Origin of the sequence: Leifsonia sp. NPDC058194, from assembly GCF_042883605.1 — a bacterium.
GTDB lineage: Bacteria > Actinomycetota > Actinomycetes > Actinomycetales > Microbacteriaceae > Leifsonia.
Genome location: NZ_JBHVVL010000002.1, coordinates 426,452 through 446,129 on the forward strand (window position 1 = coordinate 426,452; position 19,678 = coordinate 446,129).

General features: G+C 71.2%; 18 protein-coding genes. 11 read left to right on the forward strand and 7 right to left on the reverse strand.

Annotated features, from left to right (window positions below; genetic code table 11):
* Window positions 1-25 precede the first annotated feature (25 nt).
* From ACFVU2_RS08810 to ACFVU2_RS08825, 4 genes are read left to right on the forward strand one after another with little or no spacing between them, the layout of a single operon-like run.
* Window positions 26-997, forward strand: coding sequence for an AAA family ATPase (locus tag ACFVU2_RS08810; protein WP_387873050.1), 972 nt, complete (start codon window positions 26-28; stop codon window positions 995-997).
* Entirely contained in the window at window positions 994-2,337 is a 1,344-nt protein-coding gene (locus ACFVU2_RS08815; protein WP_387873051.1) for a DUF58 domain-containing protein, read from the forward strand. The genes ACFVU2_RS08810 and ACFVU2_RS08815 overlap by 4 nt, the downstream gene beginning before the upstream one ends.
* A complete protein-coding gene (locus ACFVU2_RS08820) occupies window positions 2,334-4,649 on the forward strand; it encodes a transglutaminaseTgpA domain-containing protein (RefSeq protein WP_387873053.1) in 2,316 nt (771 codons plus the stop codon). Before ACFVU2_RS08815 ends, ACFVU2_RS08820 begins: the two co-directional genes overlap by 4 nt.
* A complete protein-coding gene (locus ACFVU2_RS08825; RefSeq protein ID WP_387873055.1) occupies window positions 4,646-5,221 on the forward strand; it encodes a zinc-ribbon domain-containing protein in 576 nt (191 codons plus the stop codon). The genes ACFVU2_RS08820 and ACFVU2_RS08825 overlap by 4 nt, the downstream gene beginning before the upstream one ends.
* Window positions 5,222-5,557: 336 nt before the next feature.
* On the opposite strand, the gene ald is transcribed toward ACFVU2_RS08825, so the two are convergent.
* Window positions 5,558-6,673 carry an alanine dehydrogenase gene (gene ald, locus ACFVU2_RS08830; protein ID WP_387873057.1) on the reverse strand — a complete coding sequence of 372 codons (1,116 nt, stop codon included), beginning with the start codon at window positions 6,671-6,673 and terminating at the stop codon, window positions 5,558-5,560.
* A 362-nt stretch (window positions 6,674-7,035) separates the two neighbouring features.
* On the opposite strand from ald, the gene ACFVU2_RS08835 reads away from it, so the two are divergent.
* The 4 genes from ACFVU2_RS08835 (at window position 7,036) to ACFVU2_RS08850 (ending at window position 11,242) form a co-directional block, all read left to right on the forward strand.
* On the forward strand, window positions 7,036-8,250 hold the full coding sequence (locus ACFVU2_RS08835; RefSeq protein WP_387873059.1) for a PotD/PotF family extracellular solute-binding protein: 1,215 nt from the start codon (window positions 7,036-7,038) through the stop codon (window positions 8,248-8,250).
* A complete protein-coding gene (locus tag ACFVU2_RS08840; protein WP_387873060.1) occupies window positions 8,250-9,449 on the forward strand; it encodes an ABC transporter ATP-binding protein in 1,200 nt (399 codons plus the stop codon). The genes ACFVU2_RS08835 and ACFVU2_RS08840 overlap by 1 nt, the downstream gene beginning before the upstream one ends.
* Window positions 9,450-10,370, forward strand: coding sequence for an ABC transporter permease (locus ACFVU2_RS08845; protein ID WP_387873062.1), 921 nt, complete (start codon window positions 9,450-9,452; stop codon window positions 10,368-10,370).
* A 95-nt stretch (window positions 10,371-10,465) separates the two neighbouring features.
* A complete protein-coding gene (locus ACFVU2_RS08850) occupies window positions 10,466-11,242 on the forward strand; it encodes an ABC transporter permease (RefSeq protein ID WP_387874403.1) in 777 nt (258 codons plus the stop codon).
* A gap of 70 nt (window positions 11,243-11,312) precedes the next feature.
* On the opposite strand, the gene ACFVU2_RS08855 is transcribed toward ACFVU2_RS08850, so the two are convergent.
* Both ACFVU2_RS08855 and gabT read right to left on the reverse strand, forming a co-directional pair.
* The gene (locus ACFVU2_RS08855) at window positions 11,313-12,308 is read right to left on the reverse strand and encodes an asparaginase (RefSeq protein WP_387873064.1); all 996 of its coding nucleotides are present in this window, start codon (window positions 12,306-12,308) and stop codon (window positions 11,313-11,315) included.
* A gap of 8 nt (window positions 12,309-12,316) precedes the next feature.
* The gene (gene gabT, locus ACFVU2_RS08860) at window positions 12,317-13,672 is read right to left on the reverse strand and encodes a 4-aminobutyrate--2-oxoglutarate transaminase (protein ID WP_387873066.1); all 1,356 of its coding nucleotides are present in this window, start codon (window positions 13,670-13,672) and stop codon (window positions 12,317-12,319) included.
* A 37-nt stretch (window positions 13,673-13,709) separates the two neighbouring features.
* Between gabT and ACFVU2_RS08865 the strand changes: the two genes are divergently transcribed.
* Window positions 13,710-14,183, forward strand: coding sequence for an OsmC family protein (locus tag ACFVU2_RS08865; RefSeq protein WP_387873068.1), 474 nt, complete (start codon window positions 13,710-13,712; stop codon window positions 14,181-14,183).
* A gap of 23 nt (window positions 14,184-14,206) precedes the next feature.
* Here the strand turns inward: ACFVU2_RS08865 and ACFVU2_RS08870 are convergent, their stop codons facing one another.
* The 3 genes from ACFVU2_RS08870 to ACFVU2_RS08880 are packed head-to-tail and all read right to left on the reverse strand — an operon-like array spanning window position 14,207 to window position 16,789.
* Window positions 14,207-14,965, reverse strand: coding sequence for a lysophospholipid acyltransferase family protein (locus ACFVU2_RS08870; RefSeq protein ID WP_387873070.1), 759 nt, complete (start codon window positions 14,963-14,965; stop codon window positions 14,207-14,209).
* A 19-nt stretch (window positions 14,966-14,984) separates the two neighbouring features.
* Window positions 14,985-15,728, reverse strand: a complete 744-nt coding sequence (locus ACFVU2_RS08875) for an ABC transporter ATP-binding protein (protein ID WP_387873072.1) — start codon at window positions 15,726-15,728, stop codon at window positions 14,985-14,987.
* Window positions 15,725-16,789, reverse strand: coding sequence for an FtsX-like permease family protein (locus ACFVU2_RS08880; RefSeq protein ID WP_387873074.1), 1,065 nt, complete (start codon window positions 16,787-16,789; stop codon window positions 15,725-15,727). Before ACFVU2_RS08880 ends, ACFVU2_RS08875 begins: the two co-directional genes overlap by 4 nt.
* A 165-nt stretch (window positions 16,790-16,954) precedes the next feature.
* Between ACFVU2_RS08880 and ACFVU2_RS08885 the strand changes: the two genes are divergently transcribed.
* Both ACFVU2_RS08885 and ACFVU2_RS08890 read left to right on the forward strand, forming a co-directional pair.
* Window positions 16,955-18,160 (forward strand): sensor histidine kinase, encoded by a 1,206-nt coding sequence (locus ACFVU2_RS08885; RefSeq protein WP_387873076.1) that lies wholly within the window; start codon window positions 16,955-16,957, stop codon window positions 18,158-18,160.
* Entirely contained in the window at window positions 18,157-18,783 is a 627-nt protein-coding gene (locus tag ACFVU2_RS08890; protein ID WP_387873078.1) for a response regulator, read from the forward strand. Before ACFVU2_RS08885 ends, ACFVU2_RS08890 begins: the two co-directional genes overlap by 4 nt.
* 33 nt (window positions 18,784-18,816) lie before the next feature.
* Here ACFVU2_RS08890 and ACFVU2_RS08895 read toward each other — a convergent pair whose 3' ends face one another.
* Window positions 18,817-19,674, reverse strand: coding sequence for a hypothetical protein (locus ACFVU2_RS08895; RefSeq protein WP_387873080.1), 858 nt, complete (start codon window positions 19,672-19,674; stop codon window positions 18,817-18,819).
* Window positions 19,675-19,678: the final 4 nt, after the last annotated feature.

Genomic DNA, 19,678 nt, shown 5'->3' on the forward strand with positions numbered 1-19,678 from the left:
GTACCCCGTTCCGAGAGGCCCGCGCATGACGATGACCCCAGAGCAGGCCACCTGGTTCGCGGGCGTGTTCGACCGGCTGGTGCAGAACATCGACCGCGTCCTGCTGGGCAAGTCGCACGTCATCCGCCTGGCGCTGACCGCGATGCTCAGCGAGGGGCACCTGCTGCTCGAGGACGTCCCGGGCACCGGCAAGACCTCCCTCGCGCGCGCCATCGCCGAGAGCGTGCGCGGCTCGACCAACCGCATCCAGTTCACCCCCGACCTGCTGCCCGGCGACATCACGGGCGTGAACATCTACGACCAGCGTTCGGGTGCGTTCGACTTCCACCGCGGTCCGATCTTCGCCAACATCGTCCTCGCCGACGAGATCAACCGGGCCAGCCCCAAGACGCAGTCGGCGCTGCTCGAAGTCATGGAGGAGCAGCAGGCCACCGTCGACGGCGTGCGCCACACGGTGTCCGCGCCCTTCATGGTGATCGCCACGCAGAACCCGATCGAGCAGGCGGGCACCTACCGGCTGCCCGAGGCGCAGCTCGACCGGTTCCTGATGAAGGCGTCGATCGGCTACCCGGACCACGAGGCGACCCTGCGCATCCTGGAGGGGGCGGAGCACCGCGCCCACGAGGTCGTCGTGCCCGAGGTGGTGTCGGCGGCGACCGTGGTCGAGATGGCGACGATGGCGCGCGGCGTGCACGTCGACGCCACGATCAACGACTACGTCGCCCGCCTGGTGGACGCGACGCGCGGCGCCGAGGAGGTCCGGCTGGGCGTCAGCGTGCGCGGAGCGCTCGCCCTGGTGCGCACCGCGAAGACGCTCGCCGCCTCGAACGGGCGCTACTACGTGACGCCGGACGACGTGAAGGCGCTGGCCGAGCCGGTCCTCGCGCACCGGCTGGTGCTGGATCCCGAGGCCGAGTTCGAGGGCGTGTCGGCCTCCAGCGTCGTCGGGCAGCTGCTCATCGAGGTGCCGCCGCCGAGCGATCGGGCCGCCGTGTGACCAGCACCGTCACCCGCACGCCGACCGAGCTCACCAACGCGCGCGCCCGGATCGTCGGGGAGCGAGAGGGCGCGCTGGCCGACGCGATCGTCTGGATCGTGCGCACGTCCTCGACCGCCGGGCGGGCCGTCGCACGGGTCGGCCGACGCGCCGGCTCCGTGGTGACCCCGCTGGGCTGGTCGCTGGCCGTCGTCTCGGTCGTCGCACTGGTGCTCGGCTACGTCTTCGGCTGGACCGAGTCCGTCGTGGCGGGGTGGACGGCCGTCGCGCTGCTCGTGATCGCCACGGGATACCTCGCCGGACGGATCGCATTCGACGTCGGGCTCTCGCTGCCGTCGAACCGGGTCGTCGTCGGCGATCGCGCGCCGGGCGAGGTCGCGGTGCGGAACCCCGGACGGCGACGGCTCTCCGGGGTGCGGATCGAGGTCCCCGTGGGTGAAGGGCTCGCCGAGTTCGCGTCGCCCGCCCTCGGCGCGGGCGAGGAGCACTCGGAGGTCTTCGTGGTGCCCACCGCCCGCCGGGGCATCGTGCCGATCGGCCCGGTCCGGACCGTGCGCGCCGACCCGCTGGGGCTGCTGCGGCGCGAGGTGGTCTGGGCCGAGTCCCTCGATCTCTTCGTGCATCCGCGCACCGTCGCCATTCCGAGCATGAGCACCGGGTTCGTCCGCGACCTCGAAGGGGCGCCGACCCGCGACCTGACGGCGAGCGACATCGCCTTCCACGCCGTGCGCGAATACCAGCCGGGCGATGAGCGCCGCAACATCCACTGGAAGAGCACGGCCAAGACCGGCAGCTACATGGTGCGGCAGTTCGAGGAGACCCGGCGCAGCCACCTGCTGGTCGCGTTGAGCCTCTCGGCCGCCGACTACGCCTCCGACGAGGAGTTCGAGCTCGCCGTGAGCGCGACCGGTTCCCTCGGCGTGCGGGCGATGCTCGACTCGCGCACGGTCTCGGTGGTCGCCAGTGCCGCCACCCCCGACTTCGCCAAGCGGATGGTGCTGAGCGCACGGCACCTGAGCACCATCAACCGGGGCCGCCTTCTGGACGACCTCGCGGGCGTCGAGACGGCGGAGTCCGCGCTGCGCCTGCCCGAGCTCGCGCGTGTCGCCGTCGACGACGCGGCCGGGATCTCGATCGCGTTCCTGGTGGCCGGGTCCGCCCCGACTCCCGCGCAGCTGCGCGCCGCTGCCGCGCACTTCCCGCTCGGAGTCGACGTGGTCGCCATCGTCTGCGATGCCGGGGCCGTCCCGTCGCTGCGCCGGGTGGCCGACCTGAGCGTGCTCACGATCGGCTACCTGGAGGATCTGAAGCACAGCCTGGCGAAGCGGCTCGCGACATGACGGCGCGCGTGCGGCCCGGCACGGCCGCCATCGACACGGCGCTCGCGCTGGCGGCCGTCGGGCTCGCCGCCTGGTCGTTCTGGCCGGTCTACCAGTCGACCGCTTTCATCGTGCTGCTCGGTGCCACGCTGGCGCTCGGGGCGGTCGTCGCGGTGCTCGGCGCCGCCTTCCGCTGGCCGAGCATCGCCGTCGCCGCCGCGGTCGTCGCGGTCTACCTCGGCGCGGGGGTCCAGCTGGCCGTCCCCACCGAGGCCACCGCAGGCGGGCTCCTGCCGACCGGTCCCGGGTTCGTCGACCTCGTGCAGGCGACCTGGCTGAGCTGGAAGCAGCTCGTCACGATCTCGGTGCCGGTCGGGTCGTACCAGGCGCTGCTGGTGCCGGCCTTCATCCTCGTCCTGCTGACGACGGTCGTCACCGTGAGCATCGCGCTGCGCGCCCGGGTCCCGGAGGCCGCCGCCCTGCCGCCCGCGCTGCTCCTGGTCGCGGGCATCGTGTTCGGATCCGGCACTGCTGCGGTGCCGCTCTGGGTGGTCCTCGGCCTGCTCGCCCTCCTGCTGGTGTGGCTCATCCGGTTCCGCCTGCGCCGGCGGAGCGCGGCGCTGCGCACACTGGGGGAGCAGAGCGGCCTCGCGATGGAGACGCCGCGCGAGCGCCGGTCGACCGCGATGCTGACCGGGGTGGGCGCCCTCGTGATGCTGGTCGGGGCCTCCGCCGTCGGGATCGCCGCCGCGGCCGTCATCCCTCCGTCCTCGGACCGCCAGGTCGTCCGCACCGCCGTCGAGCAGCCGTTCGATCCCCGCGCGTACCCGAGTCCGCTCAGCGGGTTCCGGTCGTATCTGGAGGATCCGCGGGCCGACGAGCCGATGCTCAGCGTCTCGGGGCTGCCGTCGGACGGGCGCCTGCGGATCGCCGCACTGGACACCTACGACGGGGTGACGTACTCGGTGGGCAGCGACGGGACGACCAGCGCCTCCGGTTCGTTCACACGCGTTCCGTACCGTCTCGACCAGTCGGGGGTGCGCGGGACCGAACACGCCGTTACGGTCACGATCCGCGACTACCGCGGGCCGTGGATTCCGGGCACCGGGCAGTTGCAGCAGATCTCGTTCGCCGGGGACGACGCCTCGACCCTCGCCGGAGCGTTCTTCTACAACGACGTGACGGGCACCGGGGCGGTCACCACGGCACTCCACTCCGGTGACAGCTACACCGCCGACTCGGTCGTCAAGCCTACGCTCACGGCCGCCGCGCTCGAGAAGGTCGAGCCGGGCTCCGACACCGTCCCGAAGCCCACGGTGGTGCCCGACGAGCTCACCTCCGTCCTGCAGAAGTACACGGCCGGTGTGGCCGGCGCCGGCAACAAGCTGGCGGCCGCGCTCCGCGGCCTGGCGCAGGACGGGTACATCAGTCACGGCATCGGCCCGGACGAGCCGGCGAGCCGCTCCGGGCACGGGGCCGACCGCATCACGGAGCTCCTGACGGATGTGCCGATGCTCGGCGACCAGGAGCAGTACGCGGTCACCGCCGCGCTCATGGCGCGCCAGCTCGGGTTCCCCGCCCGCGTCGTGTTCGGATTCGCCGCCCCGGCGGGCTCCGCGACGTCGGCCACGGTCACGCTGACCGGCTCCGATGTGTCCGCGTGGATCGAGGTCCAGACGACCGACGGCTGGGTGACGGTCGACCCGACTCCGCCGGTGCGCCCGGTGCCGCCGAAGCAGCCCGAGCAGCCGACGGAGATCTCCCGCCCCCAGACGAACGTGCAGCCTCCGGTCGACGAGAACCCGCAGCAGAACGACGAACCTCCGCAGGCACAGGTCGACAGCACCGACCAGCAGCCGCCGAATCCGCTGGTGGAGACCCTGCTGGCGATCCTGGTCGTCGTCGGGTGGACCCTCCTGGTGCTCGCTGTGCTCGCCGCGCCGTTCCTGGCGGTCATCGCGGCGAAGTGGCGGCGGCGTGCTCTGCGCCGATCGGCCGGGACGGCGGCCGAGCGGATCGTCGGAGGGTGGCGGGAGTTCGCGGATGCGGCGGTCGATCACGGCTACGAGCCTCCTCCCGCCGCGACGAGGGTGGAGTTCGCGCAGACCATCGGCGGCACGCGGGCCGCGGCTCTCGCCAAGGTCGCCGATCGTGCGGTCTACAGCCCGACCGCGCCGACGCCGGACGAAGCCGATTCCGTGTGGAAGGCCGTCGACGACCTGCGCGGCCAGCTCGATCGGCGCGACACGCGCTGGAAGAGGCTGCTGGCGGCGGTCTCCCTGCGTTCCCTCGGATACCGTGGGGGGAGGCGCGAGAGGAGAGACGGGCGATGAACTGTCGGGTGTGCGGGACCGAGCTGAGCGAGGGGACGCTGTTCTGCGGCCGGTGCGGGAGCTCGGTGACCGCCTCACGGGTGCGCGAGCCCGAGGTGGCCGATCCCCGGCCCTCGGACACGACGATCGTCGAACGCCTCCCGAAGCCCGCCGTCGCGGGGCAGTTCCTCGACGAGGACGGCCTGCCGCCGACGCAAGCGGTCGAGATCCTGCCGATCGAGACGGCGCCGCCCGCCGCCTCCGCCGTGGTCGCCTACACACTGAGCTTCTCGACCGGTGAGAGCGTGACCGTCTCCGGCTCCGGCCTGGTGGGCCGGCGTCCGATCACGCAGCCGGGGGAGGAGGTCGACCAGCTCGTGGTCGTGTCCGACCCGGCGCGCAGCGTCTCGAAGACGCACCTCGAGTTCGGAATGGAGGGCGACGACCTCTGGATCTGCGACCGGTACTCCGGCAACGGCACGGTCGCCCGCCCTCTCGGCGGCACAGCACGCCAGTGCGAGTCCGGCCGCCGGTACCGTGTGACCCGCGGAACCCGGGTCGACATCGGCGACCAGTGGTTCGACGTCAGCTGAGCAGACGTGAGCCCGCTTGACCCTGACCCGACCTGACCTGACCTGACCTGACCGGGCGCGGCCGCCCTGAGCGTGGCCGACCATCGGAGGAGATCCCGCCTCGATTCCGCTCGATCACCTCCGCTCCCGGCGTTCGCCCGGCGTGTCGCCCGAGATCCCCTCCGTTACCTCCACTGCGTCGTGTGGTCGCCACCGGAGGAGAAAGGCGCTCAGAACCCCCCGAAATGTGACGAAGGGAGGAGCTCCGCGCCTGAACTGCGCGGATATCCTCCCTTCGCAACGCTTCCCTTCGCACGCCGGTGGGCGGTGCCGCGAGACGAGCGCCTGGATTCACACCTAGACGAGCGCCTCGGCGATCTCGGCGGCCTGGAGGCCGTGCGCCTCGGCGACGCCCGCGTTCACGACCTGCCCGGCGTGGACGTTCAGCCCGAGGCCGAGCGAGGCGTCGGCGCGCAGGGCCTCCTGCCAGCCGCGGTTCGCGATGGCGCGCGCGTACGGCAGCGTCGCGTTCGTGAGTGCGTAGGTGGAGGTGTGCGGCACCGCGCCGGGCATGTTCGCCACGCAGTAGAAGAGCGACTGGTGCACGGTGAAGGTCGGGTCCGCGTGGGTGGTCGGGTGCGAGTCGGCGAAGCAGCCGCCCTGGTCGACCGCGATGTCGACGAGCACGCTGCCCGGCTTCATGCGCGAGACGAGGTCGTTGCTGACGAGCTTCGGCGCCTTCGCCCCGGGCACGAGGACGGATCCGATGACGAGGTCCGACGCGACGACGGCCTTCTCGATCTCGAAGCTGTTGGATGCGATGGTCTTGATGCGTCCGGCGTAGAGCGCGTCCAGCTCGCGCAGCCGCGCGATGTTCGTGTCGAGCACGGTGACCTCGGCGCCGAGACCGACGGCGACCGAGGTCGCGTTGGTGCCCGCGACTCCGCCGCCGAGCACGGTGACGACGGCCGGGTGGGTCCCGGGGACGCCCGGGACGAGGAGGCCGGGACCGCCGTTGGGCTTGAGCATCGTGTTGGCGCCGACGATCGGGGCGAGCCTGCCGGCGACCTCGCTCATGGGGGCGAGGAGCGGCAGCGAGCGGTTCGGCAGCTGCACCGTCTCGTAGGCGATGGCGGTCACGCCGGAGGCGATGAGCGCCCGCGTGAGCGCCTCGTCGGCCGCGAGGTGCAGGTAGGTGAAGAGCACCAGGCCGTCGCGGAAGTAGCCGTACTCGCTCGCGATCGGCTCCTTGACCTTCAGGATCAGGTCGCCGGCCGCCCAGGTGGCCGCAGCGTCGGGGAGGATCGTCGCGCCCGCGCCCGCGTAGAGGTCGTCCGGGATGGACGAGCCGACTCCCGCACCCGCCTCGACGTAGACCTCGTGTCCGGCGCCCACCAGGTCGTGGACTCCGGCCGGGGTGATCGCCACCCGGAACTCGTTGTTCTTGATCTCGCGGGGGATCGCGACCTTCATGGGATTCCTCTCACATCGACGTGGTGATTCCCTCTCACCATAGTCGCCTCGACGGAGGATTTCGATAGTGGAGTCGATCCGTCTGTGCTGATTCCGTATTCAGACATGTTGTGCGACGCGGATATCGTCCGTCATGTTCCCCGTGACGATCCGTCCACGGCGCGAGCTGCGGTTTCCCGCCCGAAACGGCCGGATCGGAACGGATTTCGTGACGATCATGTTTCCGATCCGACGTTCTGCCCTCTTTTTGCTGCGCGTCGATGCGTCCTGTGCCAGTATCGACCCACCGCGACGACACGCCGTAGTGTCTCGTCTCCGGCGTCGCCCAGTGGTCCGTGTTCGAGCCCCGAAGGAGCACCGCAGTGAATCCCAGGCCCCTCCCGCAAGACCCGATGATCCGCCAGCTCGTGCAGTCCGCACGGGCGTCCCAGCTCTCGCGCCGCGGCCTGCTCGCCGGTCTGAGCGCCGGCGCCGCGACACTCGCCCTCGCGGCCTGCTCCACCGGGGGCGCCTCGGGCAAGCCGACGGCCGCGAAGGACACCTCGTCGACGGATAAGACGATGACCTGGGCCAACTGGCAGGCGTACCTCGACCAGGACGAGAGCGGCGGGTACCCGACGCTGGACGCCTTCCAGAAGCAGAGCGGCATCAAGGTCAAGTACGACGTCGCGGTCGACGACAACAACACGTACTACGCCAAGGTGAAGGACCAGCTCGCGCTCGGCAAGGACATCGGCGCCGACACCGTGTGCCTCACCGACTGGATGATCGCCCGGTGGATCCGGCTCGGCTACGTGCAGTCGTTCGACGAGAGCACCATCCCGAACAAGAAGAACCTGGTCAGCAACCTCCAGGACATCGACTTCGACCCGGGACGCACGAAGTCCCTCCCGTGGCAGAGCGGCTTCGCCGGCATCTGCTGGAACAAGGAGAAGCTGCCGCAGGGTCTGAAATCGGTCGACGACCTCTGGAAGCCCGAGCTCAAGGGCAAGGTCGGAGTGCTGAGCGAGATGCGGGACACGATGGGTCTGCTGCTGCTGCAGCAGGGCGTCGACATCTCCAAGACGTTCTCCGACGCCGAGTTCGACAAGGCGATCGACACGCTCACGAAAGAGGTGAGCGACGGTCAGATCCGCAACATCAAGGGCAACTCCTACCTGAACGATCTGAAGAGCGGCGACACGCTCGCCGCGATCTGCTGGTCCGGAGACATCACGCAGCTCAACGCCGAGGCCGGCGACAACTGGGAGTTCGTCCTCCCGGAGGCCGGCGGCACGCTCTGGAGTGACAACTTCGTCATCCCGATCGGCTCGCCGCGCAAAGCGAACGCCGAGAAGCTGATCGACTACTACTACCAGCCCGAGGTCGCGGCCGAGGTGGCCGCGTGGGTCAACTACATCACCCCGGTCGAGGGCGCCAAGGAGGCGGCCGTGAAGATCGACCCCGATCTGGCCGACAACCAGCTGATCTTCCCCGACGCGGACACGCTCTCGCAGGCGCACATCTTCCGCTCGCTCAGCACGGCCGAGGAGCAGAAGTACCAGGCCGCATTCCAGAAAGTGATCCTGGGCGCCTGATGGCCAGGGGAGTCTTCGCCGAGTCCGGCGCCGACCTGCGTCTCGACGGCATCACCAAGCGTTTCCCCGGGTTCACGGCGATCGAGGAGCTCGACCTGACCATCCCGGCCGGCTCCTTCTTCGCCCTGCTCGGTCCGAGCGGCTGCGGCAAGACGACGACTCTGCGCCTGGTCGCCGGGCTCGAGGAGCCGACGGCCGGACGGATCGTCATCGGCGGCCGGGACGTCACCGCGACGAAGCCGTTCCAGCGGCCCGTGAACACCGTGTTCCAGAGCTACGCGCTCTTCCCGCACATGACCATCCTGGAGAACGTCGCGTTCGGCCTGCGTCGCCGCAAGATCGGCGATCCCGTCGCCAAGGCCCACGAGGCGCTCCGCCTGGTCGAGCTCGACCACCTCGCCGCCCGCCGGCCCTCGCAGCTCTCGGGCGGTCAGCAGCAGCGCGTGGCGCTGGCCCGCGCGATCGTGAACCGGCCTGCGCTGCTCCTGCTCGACGAGCCGCTCGGCGCGCTGGACCTGAAGCTGCGGCGGCAGATGCAGCTCGAGCTGAAGTCCATCCAGACCGAGGTTGGCCTCACGTTCGTGCATGTCACCCACGACCAGGAGGAGGCCATGACCATGGCCGACACCGTCGCGGTGATGAACAAGGGCCGGATCGAACAGATGGGGGCTCCGGAGGTGCTCTACGAACTGCCGGCGACGGTGTTCGTCGCGAACTTCCTCGGCCAGTCGAACCTGTTCGTCGGGCCGGTGCAGGAGTCCGCGGCGGACGCGGTCGGCGTGGAGGTCGGTGGCCACCGCATCCGCATCCCGCGCTCGCGGGCACAGCGCGACGCGGGGCTGGTGACCGTCGGGGTGCGGCCGGAGAAGCTGACGCTGCACGAATCGCCGGAGACCATCCCGTCGGGCGCGAACAGCCTCGGCCCGGGACGGGTGACCGATGTCTCGTTCAGCGGTGTGAGCACGCAGTACCTGGTCGACATCCCGGGCCTGGGCTCGGTCATCGTGTTCGCGCAGAACATGCACGCCGGGCCGGTCGCCTCCCTGGGCGCGTCCGTCTGGGTCGCGTGGGACGCCGCGCACACCTTCGTGCTCGCCGACGAGCCCCCGGCGGACGGCCGCTTCGCCGACGATGCGGACACCCAGGCCATCGCCGCACAGGCGCGCGAGCGGATGCTCACGGAGCTGGAGGAGGCGTAGATGGCCCTCGCCGCCTTCACCGGCGCACCCCCGACGCAGGACGCCGAGCCCGCGGTCCGCCGCAAGAGCGGCATCGCGCTCGTGCTCCTGCTGCCGGGTGTCGCCTACCTGGTCCTGTTCTTCCTGACGCCGCTCGTCTCGCTCATCATCACGTCGTTCCAGACGCCGGTACCGGATGGCGACATCGGTCAGTACCAGGCCGCGTTCCAGTGGACCAACTACACGGACGCGATCTCGGAGTACTGGCCGCAGATCATCCGCTCGTTCGCGTACGCGCTGATCGCGACGGCCGCGGCGCTCGTGATCAGCTACCCGCTCGCGTACTTCATCGGGGTGAAGATGCGCGGGCGCCCGCTCGTGCAGAACCTGCTCATGACGCTGGTCATCGCGCCCTTCTTCATCAGCTTCCTGCTGCGCACCCTGGCGTGGAAGTCGATCCTGAGCGACGACGGGGTCGTGGCCAGCGCGCTGCGCGCCATCTCGGTGCTGCCCCCCGACGCGCACATCACCGGCACGCCCTTCTCGGTCATCTTCGGACTCACGTACAACTTCATCCCGTTCATGACCCTCCCGCTGTACGCGACCCTGGAACGCCTGGACGTCCGGCTCCTGGAGGCGGGGCAGGACCTCTACGCGAACGCGTGGACCACCTTCCGCAAGGTGACGGTGCCGCTCTCCCTCCCCGGGATCGTGTCGGGCACGTTGCTGACGTTCATCCCCGCGGCGGGCGACTACATCAACGCGTCGCAGGACTTCCTCGGCGCGGCGGACACCTCGATGATGGGCAACGTCATCGAGAGCAACTTCCTCGTGCTGCAGAACTATCCGGCGGCCGCGGCGATGTCGGTCATCCTGATGGCGGTCATCCTGCTGATCGTCGGTCTGTACGTGCGCCGGAGCGGAACGGAGGACCTGCTGTGACGACGCCCCTCTCGCCGGACCCGGCGCCCGCCGCGGCGACACCGACCCGGCGGCCGACCCAGCGGCCGCCCCGGCGGCGCTTCGCGGGCCTCGGGCTGGGCGTCTACGCCTTCCTGGCCCTGGCGTTCCTGCTCATCCCGATCGTCTACACGTTCGTCTTCTCGTTCAACGACGCGATCAAGAACAACATCGCCTGGCGCGGCTTCACCCTGCGCAACTGGACGAACGTGTGCGACGCAGCGGGCATCTGCGACGCGTTCATGGCGAGCATCGTGATCGGCCTGATCTCGACGGTGATCGCGACCGTGCTCGGCACGATGATCGCGATCGCGCTGATGCGCTACCGCTTCCGGTTCCGATCGCAGACAAGTCTGCTGCTGTTCCTGCCGATGGCGAGCCCGGAGGTCGTGCTCGGCGCCGGGCTGGCGGCCCAATTCCTGAGCCTCGGCGTGAACAAGGGCTTCGGGACGATCATCATCGCCCACGTCATGTTCTGCATCAGCTTCGTGGTCGTCACGGTGAAGGCGCGCGTCGCGAGCCTCGACCCCGCGCTGGAGGAGGCGGGGCGCGATCTCTACGGCTCGCCCAACGCCGTCTTCTGGCGGATCACGTTCCCTCTGCTGCTGCCCGGGATCCTGTCGGCCGCGCTGCTGTCGTTCTCGCTCAGCTTCGACGACTTCATCATCACCAACTTCAACGCGGGCGCGGTGACGACCTTCCCGATGTACATCTACATCGCGGCGTCGCGCGGCATCCCGGCCCAGGCGAACGTGATCGCGTCGGCCGTGTTCATCCTGACGATCCTTGTCGTGCTCATCTCGCAGCTGAGCGCGGCGGCACGTGCCCGGCGGCTTGCGCGCGCGACGCAGTAGCCGCGAACAGACCCCTGAAGCCGCACGGCCCCGTCAGCGTGAGCTGCCGGGGCCGTCCGGTGCGCGGGCTTCAGACGTAGGAGGCGCGGATCTCGCCGACCGGCTCGCCGCGGCCGAGGACGGCCAGGTCGAGCTTCGGGGCGAGCGCGTCGACGGCGGCGCGGTCGACCGCTCCGGCGTCGGCCAGAAGCGAGAGCGCCACGACGGTCGCGGCGCGGAGGCTGCCGTCGAGCATCTTGAGTGTGACGGTGGTGCCGTCGGGCGCCGCCATGATCATCACGCCCTCGGCGCCGCCCTTCGCGAAGACGCCGAGCTCATCGATCACGACCGTGTTCGCGCGCCCCGGGCCGTCGATCGCCCAGCCGTCGGCGAGCACCGCGTTCTTCAGCAGGGCCGCATTGCGGTAGAGGGCGAAGGGGGAGCCGTCCGACGCGGTCGCGATGCGCTGGATCCCGCGGGCGAGGGCGACGAGCGACATCGCGTGCACGGGGGCGCCGCAGCCGTCCACACCCGTCGCGACGACCTTCTCGCCCGTGAGGCGCTCGACCGTGTCACGGATGTGCTGCTGCAGCGGGTGCTGCGGGTCGAGGTAGCTCTCCAGCTGCCAGCCGTTGACGCGGCAGGCGACCAGCATCGCGGCGTGCTTGCCGGAGCAGTTCATGAACAGCGGCTGCTTCTGCTCGCCGGCACGGATCGCGTCGTCGCGCGCGGCGGAGTCGAGGGGCCAGTCCGGCGGGCAGAGCAGCGCGTCGGTGGTGAGCTGCGCCTGGGCGAGGATGGTGCGCACGACCGACAGGTGCGCCGGGGTACCCGCGTGGCTGGCCGTGGCGAGCACGGCGCGCGCGCCTTCGAGGGCGACGCCGGCGCCGAGCACGGCGACCGCCTGGAAGGGCTTCATGGTGGAGCGCGGGAAGACCGGCTTCTCGGGGGCGCCCAGGGACCGGGCGACGGTGCCGTCCGCTCCGAGGACCACCGCCGAGCCGACGTGGCGCGACTCGACGAAACCGCTCCGCTCGACGACCGCGAGCTCGACGGCCTCCTCGCCGGAGAAGACCGCGGGGGCCACGGCCGGGCTCACAGGGCGGCGAACGCGTCGTCGATGACCGAGAGCGCGTCGGCGATGAGGGCGTCCGAGACGGCGAGGCTGGGCAGGAAGCGCAGCACGTTGCCGTAGGTGCCGGCGTTCAGCAGGAGCACGCCCTGCTGCGCGGCGAAGGCCACGATTTTCGAGACGGCCTCGGCGTTCGGGATTTTCGTCGTCTCGGCCGTGCCGGGCTGGACGAGCTCGATGGCGACCATCGCGCCGATGCCGCGCACCTCGCCGATGATGTCGTACTTCTCCTGCAGGCGGCGCAGGCCGGCGGTCAGCGACGCCTCGATCCGGCGGCCCTCGGCGAGGAGGTCGTTGCTCTCGATCTCGTCGAAGACGGCGATGGCGGCGGCGGCCGCGACCGGGTTGCCGCCGAAGGTTCCGCCGAGACCGCCCGGCTGGGCCGAGTCCATGATCTCGGCACGCCCGGTGACCGCGGCGAGCGGCAGGCCGCCCGCGATGCCCTTGGCGCTGAGCACCAGGTCGGGGACGAGCCCGAAGTGCTCGCTCGCGAAGTACGCGCCGGTGCGGGCCATCCCGCTCTGGATCTCGTCGGCGATGAAGACGACGCCGTTGGCGGTGCACCATTCCTGGAGCGCCGTCAGGTAGCCCTCGGCGGGCACCATGAAACCGCCCTCGCCCTGGATCGGCTCGGCGACCAGGCAGGCGAGGTCGGAGGAGCCGACGACCTTCTCGAGGTACGCGATGGTGCGCGCGGCGGCCTCGGCGCCGGTCAGGCCGTCGCGGTAGGGGTAGGAGTTCGGGGCGTGGTAGACGTCGCCGGCGAACGGGCCGAAGCCGGTCGCGTACGGCGCCGCCTTGTAGTTCATCGCCATGGTCAGGTTGGTGCGGCCGTGATAGGCGTGGTCCAGCACGGCGACGGCGCGGCGGCCGGTGTGCTTGCGGGCGATCTTGACCCCGTTCTCCACGGCCTCGGCGCCCGAGTTGACCAGCACGGTCTTCTTGGCGTGGTCGCCGGGGGTGTGCGCCCCGAGCAGCTCGGCGACGCGCACGTACTCCTCGTACGGGGTGATGGTGAAGAGCGTGTGGATGACGTCCTGCAGCTGCTCCGCGGCCGCCGCGACCACCGCGGTCTCGGTGTGGCCGACCGTGGTCACGCCGATGCCGGCGCCGAAGTCGACGAACTGGTTGCCGTCGACGTCGACCAGGATGGCGCCGTTGGCGCGGGCGATGTACACGGGCAGCGCGGAGGAGACACCCGTCGGCACGACGGCGAGACGGCGCTGGTGGAGCGCCTGGGAGGCCGGGCCGGGAACGGCGGTGACGATGCGGCGTTCCTGAGGAACGGTGTAGACGGGCGCGTTGAGGGTGTCAGTCATGATGGATCGATTCTAACCGCGGTGTCAGAATCGATCCATGAGACTCGAGCACAGCTACGCGATCGACCTGCAGTGGACCGGCAACCGCGGGACGGGCACCAGCGGCTACAAGGACTACGGCCGCGATCACGTTCTCACGGCGGAGGGCAAGCACCCGCTGGAAGGGTCTGCCGATCGGGCGTTCTTCGGCGATCGCGACCGCTGGAACCCCGAGGAGCTGCTGCTCGGTGCGTTGGCGCAGTGCCACATGCTCAGCTATCTGGCGGAGGCGGCGCGCGCCGGCGTCGTGATCGTCGGCTACAGCGACGCCGCGACCGGGACCATGGAGCAGACGGCGAACGGAGGGGGCCACTTCACGTCGGCGACCCTCCACCCGCGCGTCACCGTCGCCGACCCGGCGCAGCGCGAGCTGGCGGCGGCCCTGCACGGTCCGGCGTCGGAGAAGTGCTTCATCGCGGCGAGCGTGAACTTCCCCGTGCATCACGAGCCGGAGCTGCTCACCCTCGCCTGAACGGGCGGCGGATCCGAGCGGGACTAGAGCCGCTCCGGGTGCAGCGCGCGCTTGACGCGCTCGACCGGGTTGGCCGGGGGAGCCTCGTTGTAGGTGCCGGCGAGCTCCTGCCCGGTGAGGGCGTGGATGGCCGCCATGATCTCGTCGGTGGCCTGGCGGCGGGCGCGTCCCGACTCGGGCGGCCCGTAGTGGGCGAGGTCGAGCGGCTCCCCGAACGCGACCGTCACGCGGCGCACCCGCGGGAACTTCGCGCCGACCGGCTGCATCTCGTCGGTGCCGATGAGCCCGACGGGGACCACCTTCGCACCGGTGGTGAGCGCCAGCCAGCCGACGCCGGTGCGTCCCTTGTACAAGCGGCCGTCGAGGGAGCGGGTCCCCTCGGGGTAGAGCGCGAACGCGGCTCCGGTGTCGATGATGCGGCGGGACTGTTCGAGGGCCTCCTGAGCCGCCTGACCCGCGCCGCGCTTGACGCCGACGGCGCCGATCCCGGTGAAGAACGAGCGCGAGATGCGGCCCTTCAGGCCCGTGCCCTCGAAGTAGTGCGACTTCGCCAGGAACTGCACTCGGCGCGGCGACATGAGCGGGATGAGGATGGAGTCGATGAACGACTGGTGGTTGCTGGCGAGGATGACCTTGCCGTGGCGGGGGACGTTCTTGCGGCCGATGACGCGAGGCCGGTAGACGATCTTGGCGATGGGAGCCATGATCCAGCGCCCGAGATAGTAGGTGAAGCCGGGCCGCTGCACCGGGGCCTGCCCGTCGTCGGGTTCGTGGATCGTCACCTTTCGAGGGTAGTGCGTTTCATATTCCGTGGCGCGCATGCGCGTGCGGGAGGTCGACAGCGTCGCGGACGGGGTCGTCCGGCCGTCCGTCGACCAGCCGTCCGTCGACCAGCCGGACCACCCGGTGCATGCGCGGCAGGTGCACGACGTCGTGGGTGACCAGCAGGGTCGCGGCGTCCCGCTCGGCGCTCAGACGGAGGAGCAGCTCGATGATCTCGGCGCCCCGCTCCTGGTCGAGTGCGCTGGTGGGCTCGTCGACGAGGAGCACGGCCGGGTCGTTCATGAGCGCGCGGGCGATGTTGACGCGCTGCCGCTGGCCGCCCGAGAGCTGGTGGGGCCGGCGGTCCCGCTGGGCGGAGAGTCCGACGGCGTCGAGGAGCTCGTCCGCACGCCGGAGGGTCGCTGCGCGGGCACCCGGTGCACGGCGTCCACCGAGCTCGCCCATCACACGCAGCTGCTCGCCCGCCGTGAGGGAGGGCAGCAGGTTCGACTGCTGGAACACGATCCCGATGCTGGTGCGCCGGAGCTCGGCGGCCTCCCGCGCGTCGAGTGCCGTCGTGTCGACCTCGCCGACGGTCACGGTGCCCGAGTCGGGTCGGATCAGCGTCGCCGCGACGGCGAGGAGGCTCGACTTGCCCGATCCGCTGGGACCGGTGACCGCGGTCACGGTTCCGGGACGCGCGGTGAGGCTGACGTGGTCGACGGCGGTGACGCGGGCGTCGCCGTCGGGGAAGGTGAGGGTGACATCGTCCAAGCGGATCATCGGTTGCTCCCGAGTGCGGTGAGGGGGTCGGCGGAGGTGACCGAGCGGAGCGCGAACGCGGCGCCGGCGAGCCCGAGCACGACGAGGAGCGCGCCAGGGACGAGGGTGGTGAGCGGGCTGAGCAGGAAGGGAAGCGCGCTTCCGGCGAGGGCGCCCGCCCCGGCGACGACGGCGAGTCCGACGGCGATACCGGCGACGAGGACGATGAGTGCCTGGCCCAGTGCGTCGCGGACGAGCGCGGGCGTGCTCGCGCCCAGGGCCTTGAGCACGGCGACGTCGCCCTTGCGCTGCATGGTCCACACCGTGAAGAACGCGCCGACCACCAGCCCGGAGATGCCGAAGAGCAGGGCGATCATCATCAGGAGCGAGCCGATCTCGGAGCGGAAGGCGCTGAGCGCGGTGAGGGAGCCGATGGTCGTCTCGGACACGGTGCCGGTCGCCGCGTCGGCGGCGGACCAGTCGGGGTCGCCGGAGACGGCGAGAACGGTCGCGTAGGCGTCGGGGCTGCCCGTCTCCGCGGCGTAGGCCCGCCAGTCGCCGAGCGTCATCCGGATGACGGGGGTGTGGCTGTACCAGCCGTCGCCCGCGACCGTGTCGACGGTGTAGGACCGGGATCCGATCGTGATCGCGTCGCCGGGCGCGGCGTCGAGGGCGGCGGCGGCCCCGGTGGAGAGGGAGACGGATCCGGTCGAGAGCTCGCCGCCGTCTCCACTGTCCATCCCGAACAGGGCGACCCCGGTGCGGGTGCCGTCGGCCTCCGCCCGGGACTGCGTGATGCCGATCGGTTCGACGCTGCGGACGCCGGTCTCCGCGGACCAGCCGGCGGCCTGTTCGGCGGTGACCGCGGAGTCGGCGAAGCTGGCGCCGGAGTCGCCCGCCTCGGGCGCAGAGAAGACGAGGCGATCACCGGGAAGCGCGAGGACGGCGGAGATGTTCTGCGTCGCCAGGCCGCCGGTGAGGCCGCTGAGGAAGCCGACGAGCACGGTGATGAGGGCGACGACGGAGCCGATGAGGAGGAAGCGGCCGCGGGCGAATCGCAGGTCGCGCAGGGCGACGAACATGGGTGGCCTTTCGAGTAGGGAGCGGACGGGAGGGTGCTTCCAGCCTCGCTGGGACGCCCCTTCCGGTCATCGGCCGCGGGGACGGTCGCCGCCGACTGTTCTGTCGAGACGGCGTTCCATCTTTCGGACGATGCCGCACCCGCCCCGGCCGCGTAGAGTCCAGGCATGGCCCACACCGCGCTCACCCCGGTCTTCGTGGGTCTGCGGACCGGGCTCCACGTGCTGTTCCTGGTGCTCGCCGGTCTGGTGATCGTGCGGGCGATCGTCGTGCCGACCACCGCGAGCCTGGCGGTCGTGGCCGTCGCCCTCGTGCTCGTCGCGACCTATGCCGTCGGCGCGTTGCTGGCCCGCGGTTCCGGGCGGAGTGGCCGGGCGTCCGGCCTCGGAGGCTCGGCCGCACTGCTCTGGCTGGCCGTGCTGACCGTCGAATGGGCGGCACTGCTCTGGCTCAGCACCGAAGCCGCCTACCTGGTCTTCCCGCTGTTCTTCCTCTACCTGCACCTGCTGGGCGGGCGATGGGGGGCGGTCGCCATCGTGCTCGCCACGGCGGCGTCGATCGTCGCCCTCGGCCTCCACGGAGGCTGGACGGTCGGTGGGGTGGTCGGTCCCCTGGTGGGTGCCGGGGTCGCGCTGCTCATCGGGCTCGGCTATCAGGCGCTGGCACGGGAGGCGGCGGAGCGTGAGGCGTTGATGCGCGAGCTGCTCGACACGCGTGACCAGCTCGCCGTGACCGAGCACGAGTCCGGTGTGCTGGCGGAGCGCTCGCGTCTGGCGCGCGAGATCCACGACACCCTGGCGCAAGGGTTGTCGAGCATCCAGCTGCTGCTGCACGCCGCCGAGCGCGCCGACCCGGAGGGCCCGGGTGTCGAGCACATCCGGCTCGCCCGCGAGACCGCGGCCACGGGTCTGGCCGACGCACGGCGGTTCATCCGCGAGCTCGCACCGCCGGACCTCGACGACCAGGGGCTCGGGGGCGCGCTGCGCCGGCTCGCCGCCACGCAGTGGGCCGCGCAGGGTCTCACCGTGGAGGTCCGGGTCGCCGACGCGGTCCCGCTCCCGATGCACGTCCAGACCGCGCTCCTGCGGATCGCCCAGGGCGCGATCGCGAACGTCGTGCAGCACGCGCACGCCGGGAAGGCCGTGATCGAGCTGGTCTCCGGCGCGGACGGGCTGCGCTTCAGCGTCTCGGACGACGGAGACGGCTTCGACCCGCGTGCGCAGACGGGCGAGCCCGCACCGACGTCCGACTCGTTCGGGCTGCAGGCGACCCGCGAACGGGTGCAGCAGCTCGGCGGCACGCTCGTCGTCGATTCCACGCCCGGCCGCGGCACCGTGCTGACGGTGCTGCTCTCGGCGGTGACGGCCCCGTGATCCGCCTCGTCATCGCCGACGACCATCCCATCGTGCGCGCCGGGCTCGTCGCGCTCTTCGCGTCGGAGGACGATCTGACGGTGGTCGCCGAAGCGGGCACGCCGGCCGAGGCGGTCGCCGCCGCGGAGCGCGAGAACCCGGACGTCGTGCTGATGGACCTGCAGTTCGGTGCGGGCGAGACGGGCGGGGGAGCGGACGCGACGCGCCGCATCCGTGCGCTCGACGCCGCGCCCTACGTGCTGGTGCTGACGAACTACGACTCGGACGCCGACATCCTGGAAGCCGTGGAGGCGGGCGCGAGCGGCTACCTGCTCAAGGACGCACCGCCGCACGAACTGACCGCCGCCGTCCGCGCGGCGGCGGCGGGGGAGAGCGCACTCGCCCCGGTCATCGCCTCTCGACTGCTCGACCGGATGCGCACACCGCGCGCGAGCCTGAGCGTGCGCGAGATCGAGGTGCTCCGGCTGGTGGCGGAGGGACGCACGAACACGGAGGTCGCCTCGGCCCTCTTCGTGAGTGAGACGACCGTCAAATCGCACCTCGCGCACATCTTCACCAAGCTCGGCGTCAGCTCGCGGACCGCCGCGATCGCCGCCGCCCGCGAGCGCGGCATCCTGCGCTGAGCGCAGGGCCGAGACCGCGTGGACGTGTGGAACTCAGCCGCGCAGCCCCGGGACCGGGTCGCAGCCGAAGCCTCCGGCGTAGTTCAGGCAGGGCAGGGCGAAGGCGGGGTAGCGCACGGCGAGCGGGTCGCCGAACCAGGTGTTGTAGAGCCGGGAGAAGTTGAGGTTGCCGTACGTCGAGCAGTCGCCGGCCGGGCCGGTCGGTGCGGCGAGCGTCTCGTCGTTGGGCTGGTACGGCGTGTAGTTGTAGAGGTTCGCCGTCGCCTGGTCGACGATCGTCACGCGGCTGGAGCCGCACGAGGCGTCCGGGTGGAACTGGATGTCGTTCTTCCCGACGCGGTATCGCCAGTCGCCGGGGTGCACGGTGTACTCCCGGAACTGCCAGGCGGCCCGGTAGACCTGGTTGACGAAGCCGAAGTAGCGCTTGTCGCATTCGGTGGTGTCGGGGCAGGCGTATCCGGTCGCCTTCTGATAGCCCGACGGGCTCGGCGCCGTGAGGAGCGACTGCTCCTTCTGGAGGAGCACCAGCAGCACCCGCGGGCTGATCGTGCAGGCGGCGGCGACGCGCGCGATGATGCTGCTCGCCCGTTCGGCCTTCTTCGCGGGCAGAGCGGTGCAGCGCTCGGCCGACGCCGGGATGCGCGGGACGTCGACCCGGTAGTCGGCGAGGCACGGCGCGCCGTCGACGGGTTTGCAGGTGCGGTCCTCGAGGAACGACTGGATCTCGCCCGCCGTCATCGCGTCCGGGTTGAAGAAGCTGTCGTCGCTGATGATGTCGCCGGGGTCGAAGGCGGCGCGCTCGGCGCCGAGGACCCCGGTCGCGGGCACGAGGGCGAGCGCGATCGCGGTGACGGAGGCCGCCGCGAGCGCGCGCCAGCGCCTGATCAGCATGACG

Bases quoted from the DNA above. Each gene is read 5' to 3' on its own strand.
- ACFVU2_RS08810 (WP_387873050.1), top strand. From the start codon at position 26: ATGACGATGACCCCAGAGCAGGCCACCTGGTTCGCGGGCGTGTTCGAC.
- ACFVU2_RS08820 (WP_387873053.1), top strand. From the start codon at position 2,334: ATGACGGCGCGCGTGCGGCCCGGCACGGCCGCCATCGACACGGCGCTC.
- ACFVU2_RS08825 (WP_387873055.1), top strand. From the start codon at position 4,646: ATGAACTGTCGGGTGTGCGGGACCGAGCTGAGCGAGGGGACGCTGTTC.
- ald (WP_387873057.1), bottom strand. From the start codon at position 6,673: ATGAAGGTCGCGATCCCCCGCGAGATCAAGAACAACGAGTTCCGGGTG.
- ACFVU2_RS08840 (WP_387873060.1), top strand. From the start codon at position 8,250: ATGGCCAGGGGAGTCTTCGCCGAGTCCGGCGCCGACCTGCGTCTCGAC.
- ACFVU2_RS08845 (WP_387873062.1), top strand. From the start codon at position 9,450: ATGGCCCTCGCCGCCTTCACCGGCGCACCCCCGACGCAGGACGCCGAG.
- gabT (WP_387873066.1), bottom strand. From the start codon at position 13,672: ATGACTGACACCCTCAACGCGCCCGTCTACACCGTTCCTCAGGAACGC.
- ACFVU2_RS08865 (WP_387873068.1), top strand. From the start codon at position 13,710: ATGAGACTCGAGCACAGCTACGCGATCGACCTGCAGTGGACCGGCAAC.
- ACFVU2_RS08875 (WP_387873072.1), bottom strand. From the start codon at position 15,728: ATGATCCGCTTGGACGATGTCACCCTCACCTTCCCCGACGGCGACGCC.
- ACFVU2_RS08880 (WP_387873074.1), bottom strand. From the start codon at position 16,789: ATGTTCGTCGCCCTGCGCGACCTGCGATTCGCCCGCGGCCGCTTCCTC.
- ACFVU2_RS08885 (WP_387873076.1), top strand. From the start codon at position 16,955: ATGGCCCACACCGCGCTCACCCCGGTCTTCGTGGGTCTGCGGACCGGG.
- ACFVU2_RS08895 (WP_387873080.1), bottom strand. From the start codon at position 19,674: ATGCTGATCAGGCGCTGGCGCGCGCTCGCGGCGGCCTCCGTCACCGCG.